Consider the following 11,076-nt stretch of genomic DNA (forward strand, 5'->3'; position numbering starts at 1 on the left):
CTGTGCGATATAAGGAGATTATAAAATGTTGAATTCTGAAAAAAGAGTATTCGAAACAACTTGGGGAGGACGTCCTTTATCTGTCGAAATTGGTCAGTTAGCAAAACAAGCTAATGGATCTGTTTTAGTGAGATATGGAGACACAGTTGTTTTAACAGCTGCAGTTGCCTCTAAAAAAGCAAAAGATGTGGATTTCTTTCCATTAACAGTTAACTATGAAGAAAAAATGTATTCTGTTGGTAAAGTACCTGGTGGATTCATTAAACGTGAAGGCCGTCCAAGTGAAACAGCAACTTTAACCGCTCGTCTGATTGACCGTCCGATTCGTCCGATGTTTGCGGAAGGATTTAGAAACGAAGTACAAATCACAAACGTTGTTATGAGTGTTGATCAAGATTGCTTACCACAAATGGCAGCAATGCTAGGTTCTTCTTTAGCTTTATCAGTCTCAGATATTCCTTTTGATGGCCCAATTGCTGGGGTTGAAGTGGGTCGTATTAACGGTGAGTACGTTATTAATCCAACAATCGAACAAATGGAGTTATCAGATATTGAGTTAACGGTAGCTGGTACAAAAGATGCTATCAACATGGTAGAAAGTGGCGCTAAAGAAGTGTCAGAAGAAGATATGTTAGGGGCACTTTTATTTGGTCATGCTGAAATTAAACGCTTAGTTGAATTCCAAGAAAAAATTGCTAAAGAAATTGGCAAAGCTAAAATGGAAATCACTCTTCTACAAATTGATGCTGATTTAGAAAAAGAAATCAATGCGACATATCAAACACGTATGGTTGAAGCAATTCAAACTGAAGAAAAATTAGCTCGTGAAGATAATATTGACGCGTTAAAAGAAGAAATCATTGCTGTCTATGAAGAAAAATTTGCAGAAGATGCAGATTCTGCTAAGTCGATGAAAGAAGTTCGTCAAATCTTAGAAGACATGGAAAAAAATGAAGTACGTCGTCTAATCACGATTGAAAAAATTCGTCCTGATGGTCGTAAAATTGATGAAATCAGACCACTTGATTCTGAGATTGGAATTTTACCACGTGTCCATGGTTCTGGCCTCTTCACTCGTGGACAAACACAAGCTTTAACAACTTGTACATTAGCGCCACTTGGTGAACATCAAATCATTGATGGTTTAGGTGTGGAAGATAGTAAAAGATTCATTCACCACTATAACTTCCCACAATTCTCAGTTGGTTCAACAGGACCAACACGTGGACCAGGTCGTCGTGAAATCGGACATGGTGCTTTAGGAGAGAGAGCTTTAGCACAAGTTATTCCAAGTGAAGAAGAATTCCCATACATGATTCGTTTAGTTTCAGAAGTTTTAGAATCTAACGGTTCATCATCACAAGCAAGTATCTGTGGTGGAACATTAGCTCTTATGCATGCTGGTGTACCAATCAAATCACCAGTAGCAGGAATTGCGATGGGGCTTGTAATGGATAATGATAACTACACCGTTTTAACAGATATACAAGGTTTAGAAGATCACTTAGGAGACATGGACTTTAAAGTAGCTGGTACTAAAGATGGTATTACCGCTCTACAAATGGACATTAAAATCCAAGGAATCACTGAACAAATTTTAAAAGAAGCTTTAGCACAAGCTAAAAAAGCCCGTATGGAAATCTTAGCTAATTTAACAGCAACCATTGCTGAACCAAATAAAGAGTTAAGTAAATATGCTCCTAAGATTGAAATGATCCAAATCAAAGCAGACAAAATTAAAACAGTTATCGGTAAAGGTGGAGAAACCATCAACAAAATTATCGATGAAACTGAAGTTAAGATTGATATTGATCAAGAAGGTAATGTAAGTATTGCTCATTCAGATCAAGACAAGATTAACCGTGCCATTGAAATTATCAAAGAATTAGTCAGAGAAGTTGAGCTTGATGAAGTTTACTTGGCTAAAGTTGTTCGTATCGAAAAATTCGGTGCCTTTGTTAATTTATTTGGAAATAAAGATGCCTTGGTTCATATCTCACAATTTGCTCACGAAAGAGTGAACAAAGTGGAAGATGTGGTCAAGATGGGTGATGAGATCTTAGTTAAGATCACTGAAATTGACAAACAAGGTCGTGTCAATGCCTCAAGAAAAGCAATGATCGAAAAACCAAAAGAAGAAAAAACAGAAGAGAAATAGAGTGGTGAAAACGGCTTTATGTCAAATCGTGTTGATAAGCATAATTACTAATAATAAAAAGTCGAAAAAATGAATAGTTTCATAAAAGCGAGAGAAGAAATTTTTTCGTTTTTTTGGCTCTTTGTCAAATGATGTGGATGAGTCAAAATGAGTTAAATAAAAGAGAGTATTAAGCAGCGGAAATCAATTGATTTCCGTTGCTTGTTTTTTTGTCTTTAAAGCTAATGAGAATTCGATATTTATAATTATAAAAATTTTGGTAGCCATAAGCGATTCGCTTAATGAGTTTGATTTTATTAATAGAACCTTCCAATGGACCGTTAGAAAAAGGATATTTAAAGGTATTTTCTATCCGAGGAAGATGTTTTTTTAGTGTCGTCACAGAAGTTATCATAGGCTGAGAAATTGATCCTTTATTCGTTAATAAAACATCTGAAAAAGTCTCGAAATCATTGGTTCTACAACAGTACAATAATTCTTGATACAATCTATAGGTATCCGTTAACTCATTGTTTAAGCCAAGTAAGTAATCCATTATTTCTGTTTCTGGTAGGACGGCTTTGAATAAACGTTGATAATGGTAATCTGTATAATTCAACTCTCTCGAGTCCTTTAAAAATAATTTCCAATACCGTTTCATTTTTCTATAGATTTTTAAATCTTCTGAATGACTGGTTCGATAGAGGTTCATCGTTTTTATTCGTGTTATATTTAAAGAACGACTAATGAGTTGAACTAAATGAAAACAATCAATAATAACTGAAGCATTAGGAAACAAACGTTTAGCGAGCTTGAAATAACCAGCATTCATATCAACAACGATGGTTTTAACCTGGTTTCTAGCTTTTAAGGAGTAGTTAAGAAAATGTTTCTCGATTGTGTTAGATAGGTTATCAGGAAGAATATCTAAAATTTGATGAGAGACAGAATCCGAATAAATAAAGTGATACTTCCCTTTTCCTTCTTTTACACCGGTAAATTCATCAAAAGATAGATGGGGAGGAAGGGAGTCATAATGATTGGTTAATTCTTTACCAAAAGAACGAAGAGTACGAATGACCGTCGTAGACGACACAGAGTGTCTTTTAGCTAAATCTTTGAAAGAAATAGCATCTGACAATTCAAGGGTAATCGATTGTTTCACTCTTCTAGCAATAAAACAGTGTTTTTCAATTTCTAGAGATTCCGCTAAAAAAGAGGAGCCACAATGTCGACACAAAAAGCGTTGTTTTTTTAAATAAAGATAGGTCGGCCAATTAGTCATATTAAGCCACTTGATTTTAGTCATCAAAAAACCGTTTTTTACAATAGAGTATTTTTCATTTTTAACACCACAACATGGACAAGCTTTAGGTTGATACGTAAGTGTTCCGTAATAAACTTTGGATAAAATACCTTTTACAACTTCCTCCTCACAAAAAGAATGATTAAAAGTGATATTTTTATCTTTTAAATCGAGTGAAATTCGAATAGAATGATTATGAGGCATATGAATCTTCCTTTCTAAAATAGGGTTTGGTCACTTTTATTTTAACTGGAATGTTCATATGTTTCTATTTTTTTGTAAAAAAATAGATGCGGATGAATTTCTTCATCCACATCATAAATTATAGAGCCGGAAATGTTGCTTATTTTTTTGTCTTTAAAGCTAATGAGAATCCGATATTTATAATTATAAAAATTTTGGTAACCGTAAGTGATTCGTTTAATAAGTTTTATTTTATTGATAGAACCTTCCAAGGGAGCGTTAGAAAAATGAAACTTAAAGATATTTTCTATCCGTAGTCTCATAAATTATACTGATAAGCTTATCTAATAGATTTACTATTCCGAAAACCTTGACTATTTACTTTGTTTTAATATAATTAAATTATCAAATGATTTTTATGAGTAAAAAAAACTTGTTTTTATTATCGTTTAAGTGTATAGTAATATTTAAGGTGATTAAAAAAAGTTTTTTAATACTTATTTATCATACAATGTTATATAGTTAATAATATTTTTATACAAAACATTATTTATTATTAGAATACTTGTTATAGGTCTTGTAGATTGAAAATGTTTTGTGTGAAAAAAGATTAACCATTATTTAAAATAAATTTCTAAAGGTAAATAATAGAATCTTACTACTTTTTTAGCGTAGTGTACGTACAAATGATTTGATTTTTCTATTGATACTTTTGAGATGAAATAGTGAATTAGTTATTGCAATCGTAAAAATCACGTACGACTAAGTTCTTAAGGAGATTACTATGCCACAAGTAGAAAAACGGAACAAAAATATAATTAACGAGAATCAAACTCAGAGAAAAAAAAACACCAACCAAAAGAAAAGTAAGAGAAGAAAAACTGCTAACCAAAAGCAGGATAAGAGAAAAAAAAGAAAACATACAGTTAGTCATAACAAGATGAAAAGTAAAAAAAGAAAAATTTTACAGATATGTTGGAATATATTTTTTTATTTAATTATGTTTTTTATTCTTATTAGTGCCATTTTAATGGCTGCTTTGCAACGACAAGAAAAGTCTTTAAATGGTTACAGAATGTTTGGTGTGTTAACTGATTCTATGGTTTCTCCTGATAACTCAATACAAGAGGGAGGCTTTCGATCAGGTGATATTTTAATTACTAAAGAAGTCCCTCCGGAATCGATAAAGATTGGAGATGTTATCACCTACAAAACTTCAGCGAACCCAATTAATAAGGAAACAAATTTATTAACTCATAGAGTGGTAAAAATTCAAGATCATTTGGAAGAGGAAAAAGGGATATTTATTACAACACGTGGTGATGCCAATAAATCAGATGATATGCCTATTAATGCTTCGACTGTGGTCGGTAAAGGGGTCTTTGTGATCCCTAAATTAGGAGGGTTAATTAAATTTATTAAGGAAAATTGGCTTGTTTCTTTAGTCTTTATATTATCTTTTGTGGGATTTGTTTGGGTAGTACGTGCTTACGTATTTTTGCCACAAGCTAAATCTAAAAGACATCGAAAAAAGATTCAGTAATTATCACTAAGATAAAGCTTTAAATTATGATATTTTCTCTATAAATTGGAGATAAATATAAATACTAAATATTTTAGGAGGAATGGAAAATGAAACAGAAAAAGAACAAAAAGAAATGGGTAGCAGTTGCGACTTCATTAGCTGCAATTGCAGCTTTAGCGGCTACATTTGCTTGGTTTACAGCAGAAGATAGCGCAAAAAACCATTTTGAGGGTAGTATTGCTGGTGGAGATGTAGAAGTTGTTGAAACGTTTACGCCACCAACAGATTGGAAACCTGGACAGAAAGTAAATAAAGATGTTTCTGTTATTAATACTGGTAACTATAAGTCCTTAGTTAGAGCAACTTTTGACGAACAATTACAAATTTTACAAAATGCTGAATCAAAATTAAGTAGTGATGCAGCAGTATTGAATGGTAAAACTAAAGAAGATATTTACCTTACACCATTTAATGAGGCTGTTTCAGCTGGATGGAATGATTCAGATTTTGAAGGTGAAGCACCTAAATTAATAGTGACTGATGGAGCTTATACGGGCACGTATACGTTAAAAGCAAAAGAAACTCAAGTCACAACCGATGCAGGAACAACTTATAGATATGCTTCATATTGGGAAAATGGTACTGATAAATTTTATGCAAAAGTAGGAACATACTCACGTAATGGTGGTGGGAAAATTAAAGCAGTAAGTACTCCAGAATTCAAATATGTTGATTTAGCTAAAAAACCATTAGTTGACAAAAAATGGACTAATCCAGTATATAAACCAACTATTACTGTTGATGGAGATGGAAAAGCAACTGTCATAGCTTATTCTGACGCAAAACCTGAGGGAAATGAATTTTTAACTTTAGAATTTGTTAACTTATCTGCTACACCAACAGAAAACAAATGGTTTTACAATAATGAAGACGGATTTTTCTATTATGTTGGGGTTTTAGATGCTCAAACACAAACACCGCAACTACTTGATTCAGTTACATTATCTCAAAAAGCAGGTAATGAATATAGTAAATTTGAATTTGATTTGACTGTAAAAGCAAGTTCAATTCAAGCCGCAAAAGAAGCCGTTGATAGTGATCAATGGTTAAACGGCTCAAATACAACACTATCAGGACTATTATCAGGGTTAATTACTGAATAAGACTGAAAGTGTAAGAACTTAATAAAATTAAAATTGGTTAGTGTCGGTGAAAATCATCAATCACTGACCAATTTTTTTAAAGAAAGGGGATGTGAGGGTGGAAAAAAGGGGTTACAAACTAAAAATTCTTATTTTATGTTTACTGTGTTCAGTTATATTTATACCAATTCAAGTTAGTTCTGAGAATTTACCGACTGGTGTAGTCATTGGAGATAGTCAGGGAATTAATGCGAATAAAAACGGTGAGTATCATGTGAATGTTGCCAACGTGATACCTGGTAAAAATTGGAAAACAACTATATCAATATTAAATGTAGAAAAAGACATACCCTATCAACTCACAATGTTAATTTCTCCTGCAGTAGTTTCTGGAAGTATTGATTTGTCTAAAGAAATACAAATGACTTTAACTTATGATGGAAAAGTCGTTTATGAAGGTCCATCTTCTGGAGTGACTGAAACAACTAATTTGCAAACAACACCTTTAGATCTAGGTGTTTTTAATTCTGGAGACAGTCGTGCTTTAGAAGTTGAATATTCATTATCTGGTAAATATACTAATCAAGACTTTGAAAAAAAACCTGTTATGGATAATGTCTGGATATATAAAGCAGTAAAGACAAAGAAAGATATCACTATTTCAACTGACAAAGGAAAGCTTAAAGGGTTGCTTCCAACTACAGGTGAAATCAAACAAACCATGATTATTTTTTGCTTAGGATTATTCTTTGTGATGACTATATTATTAATTTGGAAAAAAAAGTGAATCGAAATAATTGGAGGAAGCGAAAGGGAGTGAAATAATGAGTTCAAAAAAGTTAAAAAGAAGGAAAATAAGTAGTAAAAAGAAAAAAAAACTCGTTACCTTTCGTTTTAAAATCATGGTTGGGGTAGTAACCTCAATCATCATTATTAGTTTGTTTTTATTAGGAAGTACAATGGCTTGGTTTAAGTCTTCTGACACAGTGATCAATAATTTTAAGGGAACTCATCTTGTTGCTGAAATTGATGAGACGTTTACTTCCAATAACAAGTGGAAGCCAAATGAAAAAACGATAAAGGAAATACGAGTAGAGAACACAGGAGAGGTACCTTCATTTATTCGTCTTTCACTTTATGAGTTTTTAATCAACTTTGAGGTAGATGTAAGAGATCAAATAGGTAATGGAAATCTAAAACAAGTTGATCAAGAAAATCAGCCAGTAGTGGATGATTCAGACACGGATACTTGGAGTAAGGCAGCAGAAAAAAAAGGAACTTTCCAAAAAAATTCTAAATATTATATCGCTAACCAAGCTTGGATATCTGATCCAATTAAAAAAACAGGAATGGTTGAATATCCAAATTCAGCACGCAAGGAAGCTCCTTATAAATATTTAATAATTAATTTTTCAGATAAAATACAAACTATTTTTGATGAGACAAATAAAAAAGACTATTGGTTATATGATAATGGCTATTTTTATTACTCTAGGCCTTTGAATCCTGGCGAGACAACAATTAATATTTTAGATAGTATCACGTTATCTAAAGATGCTTCAAATATGTTTAAAGGATCTTTGTATAAAATGAAAGTGTATATGGATGCGCATGATCAAACGGAATCAATTTTTGGATCATGGAGATTAGAAGAAGTTGACCCTGCATATAAATTAATTAAATCTCATCTAGAATAGGAGGTTATACTGATGAAAAAAATGTTTGGTGTATTTTCAAAAAAGAGAAATATTTTTCTAGGAATTGTCATTTTGGTATGCCTTCTTAGTTTGATAAGTTTAAATTATATATATGCTTCATTAATTGATAGCGATCAAAAAACAAATGATTTTCAGATTGCCAATCTGAAAGGAGAAATTGTTGAAAAGTTCACTCCTCCAACAACTAATAAACCAATTGGTCCGGGTGATACATACAAGAAGGAGGTTAAAGTTAGTAATACTAGCGAACTAGATTTTTTTGTAAGATTGTTAGTAACACCTGAGATTCAATCGTCAGATGGAGAGCTTCTGCCATCAGAATTTGGAAAACAACTACTAGCTGTTATAAATCCAGACTGGATACTAGGAGAAGATGGGTACTATTATTATATAAAAAAAGTTCTACCAGGAGAAAATACGCCGCCGCTCTTTAGCTCCATTACTATTCCGAACACATTGAGTAGTTATTCATCAAAATATAAAAACTCTTCATTGAAAATAACTATAAAAAGTGAAACAATAAGCTCTTCATCAGATATTTACCGAAGCGCTTGGTGGAATGGTCAACAACCTACTGATGAAAAATTAAAACTTATAGATACTAAATTACAATCAATTTTATAAATATTATTTTGAAGGAGGTAGAGATCAGTGCGGTGGGTAAAAAAAGTATGTTCAGTAAGGAGAGTTTTAATCTCAATAATAGTAGCAGTGTCGATTATATATATATCGGCGAATAACGTTTTAGCTGGAGAGAACCTTGAAATCCTTCCTAGTTCGAATCAAGAAAAGAGTGTATCAAAAAAAAATAATTTACAAAAGTTTAATAAAGGAATGCTTGAAAATAAAGGGGAAGTGGTTAAACCGACTATTTCCTCTAAGGATATAAATTTTAAGAATTGGCAGAATGACTCTATTGTTAAGCTTCACGACTTATCACTTAGCCGTGATGATTCTTTTGAGTTTACTGAAGCTGAGCAGTTAGATAATGGGGGTTATCAAAGACAAAACTCTTTGATAGAAAAGGTGACAATGATTACTAAAAAAGATACAATACCTCAGTTTAAAAGTAAATACATGACAGTGTCGATGGTACCAGTAGACCAAAAAAAGGCAGATAATAGTATAATCTACAATTATAATGACTTTGAAACGATTAAGGATGATGTAGTATTTAGTTTTCAGGGTAATTTTACCAAGCTACCACCAAAGATTGATGGTAAATATGAAGGCATCATTTTGCCATTGGAAAATCAATTAGACAAGGAAAGTGTAACTTCCGGATATGTCATAAGTTATTCTGATGATAGCTCTGATAATAATACTATTCAATCTGATTTGGATATTGAAAATGGCACATCAATAATTTCTAAAGCCACTTATTTGTCTAATAAAAAAAAAGGTATACCACGGGATTATCAAATTAAATATCAATCTGATAGCCAAATTATACAACCTCAATTAGTAAAGTCCGTTTATAAAGATTTAGATGATCCGAATGGTCTAGAATTGAGCATATCAGAAAAAAAAGGATATGATAGTAAAATTGATGACATGGTTGAAATACCTGCAAAAGATATTGAGGGTTATAATTTTGATCACTACGAATATGTAGAAGAAGATACTAATGAGTCATTTAGCAGTACAGAAAAGAAATGGCATGGAAAGATGACAGATAAAAAAAGAGCGGTTATTTTTTATTACAAGAAAAAATCAAACATAAGTCCGTCTTTAAAGAATATCCAAACTCTGAATAATCTCGTATTACAACAAGCAGTATTAGATAGCAGAGAGTCTAATATATCGCTTTTTTCTGCTAATACTCCCATTAAGTTAAATATCAAGCAAGAAGTCTTAGGAGAAAACAATTCTTTTGTAATACCTAGCACAGGTTCAATAGAATTAAAAAATACTAACTCTTCTGGAAGTCATGTGGATAGTAAATCTAATTTGGTAGTCCCATCTTATAAAGCTGATAGTGGTGGTGATTTTAAACAAGTTATGCTACTTCCGACAACTGGCTTCCCTAATTACTTACCTAATGTGTTTATCCCTGAGTTTTATAACTATGATGGTTATCAATTAACATCTACAAATATGAAACATAAAGCTGAAAATAGGAAAGTTGAAAATGTTGAAAATATTGATTCAACTAAATCAGAATATTGGTTAACAGTATATATTAATCAAAAGGCTAATATTAGAGACGCTCCATTATATAATTGGGATTATAAAGTTAATGATTTCGGGAAAATAAAAGTTACAAGTAATTTACATAATGTTGAAGGTGTTATTGAATTTAGTAATGGTAGAGAAATTAAATACAAGTATGAAATTGAATCTTCAGGCAAAGTAAAAGCTGAGTTTGAAGATAGTCGTACAGGCAAAAAATCTCCTGAAGAATCTCAACGAATAATTGAAGAAATGTTTGAAGGCTTGGATGTTAAAAATAGTACGCAAAAACAAATTATTGATCATCTACTTAATAGTTTAGGTTTACCTAAAAAATATGATAAATTTGAAATAAAAGCAGAGTTCAAGGATGGTACAGAGATTAAATTTTCAAAAGGCTAATATTTAATTCATAATAAAGAATAAAAAAGGGAGAGTCAAATTAATACTTGTTCTTTAAATCTTACTTAAAAAAGATTAATAAATAGAGATTGGAATCTGTATTATTACAATTAGTCAAATATATAAGAAGGTGAACTCGATATTTTTCTGACTTTATGTCAAGTCGTGTTGATAAACACAATTACTGATATTAAAAAGTCGAAAAACGAATAGTTTTATAAAAGGGCTCTATTTCAAATCGTGCTGATAAGCACAATTACTAATAATAAGAAGTCGAAAAAATGAATAGTTTTATAAAAGCGAGAGAAGAAATTCTTTCGTTTTTTTAGATAATTTGAAATACTTGGTTTTGAATTAAAAAGATCCGTCGTTTAAAAAGTAAGCGAGAAGTAACCAAGTATATAGTCACACCTAACCTCCTCGGTTATTCTTAAGTTACAAATAACGAGGAGGTTTTTCAATGATAGACAAACAAGAAATTGTTCCCGTTT

9 protein-coding genes are annotated in these 11,076 nt (G+C 31.7%); 7 read left to right on the forward strand and 2 right to left on the reverse strand.

Annotated elements, in window-relative coordinates:
• Positions 1–25 precede the first annotated feature (25 nt).
• Positions 26–2,158, forward strand: coding sequence for a polyribonucleotide nucleotidyltransferase (gene pnp, locus FM121_RS03980; RefSeq protein WP_086950857.1), 2,133 nt, complete (start codon positions 26–28; stop codon positions 2,156–2,158).
• Positions 2,159–2,327: 169 nt separating this feature from the next.
• Here the strand turns inward: pnp and FM121_RS03985 are convergent, their stop codons facing one another.
• Positions 2,328–3,647 (reverse strand): ISL3 family transposase, encoded by a 1,320-nt coding sequence (locus tag FM121_RS03985; RefSeq protein ID WP_086950858.1) that lies wholly within the window; start codon positions 3,645–3,647, stop codon positions 2,328–2,330.
• 41 nt (positions 3,648–3,688) lie between these two features.
• A complete protein-coding gene (locus FM121_RS03990) occupies positions 3,689–3,949 on the reverse strand; it encodes a transposase (RefSeq protein WP_086950859.1) in 261 nt (86 codons plus the stop codon).
• Between the two features lie 461 nt (positions 3,950–4,410).
• Here FM121_RS03990 and FM121_RS03995 point away from each other — a divergent pair, with 461 nt between their 5' ends.
• The 6 genes from FM121_RS03995 to FM121_RS04020 all read left to right on the forward strand — a co-directional run bounded on the left by FM121_RS03995 (position 4,411) and on the right by FM121_RS04020 (position 10,585).
• On the forward strand, positions 4,411–5,169 hold the full coding sequence (locus FM121_RS03995) for a signal peptidase I (RefSeq protein ID WP_086950860.1): 759 nt from the start codon (positions 4,411–4,413) through the stop codon (positions 5,167–5,169).
• Positions 5,170–5,258: 89 nt separating this feature from the next.
• A complete protein-coding gene (locus tag FM121_RS04000) occupies positions 5,259–6,314 on the forward strand; it encodes a BsaA family SipW-dependent biofilm matrix protein (protein ID WP_086950861.1) in 1,056 nt (351 codons plus the stop codon).
• A gap of 97 nt (positions 6,315–6,411) precedes the next feature.
• Positions 6,412–7,080 carry a hypothetical protein gene (locus FM121_RS04005; protein WP_086950862.1) on the forward strand — a complete coding sequence of 223 codons (669 nt, stop codon included), beginning with the start codon at positions 6,412–6,414 and terminating at the stop codon, positions 7,078–7,080.
• A 37-nt stretch (positions 7,081–7,117) separates the two neighbouring features.
• Entirely contained in the window at positions 7,118–7,990 is an 873-nt protein-coding gene (locus tag FM121_RS04010) for a BsaA family SipW-dependent biofilm matrix protein (protein ID WP_086950863.1), read from the forward strand.
• 12 nt (positions 7,991–8,002) lie between these two features.
• The gene (locus FM121_RS04015; RefSeq protein ID WP_086950864.1) at positions 8,003–8,635 is read left to right on the forward strand and encodes a hypothetical protein; all 633 of its coding nucleotides are present in this window, start codon (positions 8,003–8,005) and stop codon (positions 8,633–8,635) included.
• A gap of 27 nt (positions 8,636–8,662) precedes the next feature.
• Positions 8,663–10,585, forward strand: a complete 1,923-nt coding sequence (locus tag FM121_RS04020; RefSeq protein WP_086950865.1) for a YusW family protein — start codon at positions 8,663–8,665, stop codon at positions 10,583–10,585.
• Positions 10,586–11,076: the final 491 nt, after the last annotated feature.

The sequence above is a fragment of the Vagococcus fluvialis bH819 genome (assembly GCF_900163795.1).
Lineage (GTDB): Bacteria > Bacillota > Bacilli > Lactobacillales > Vagococcaceae > Vagococcus > Vagococcus fluvialis_A.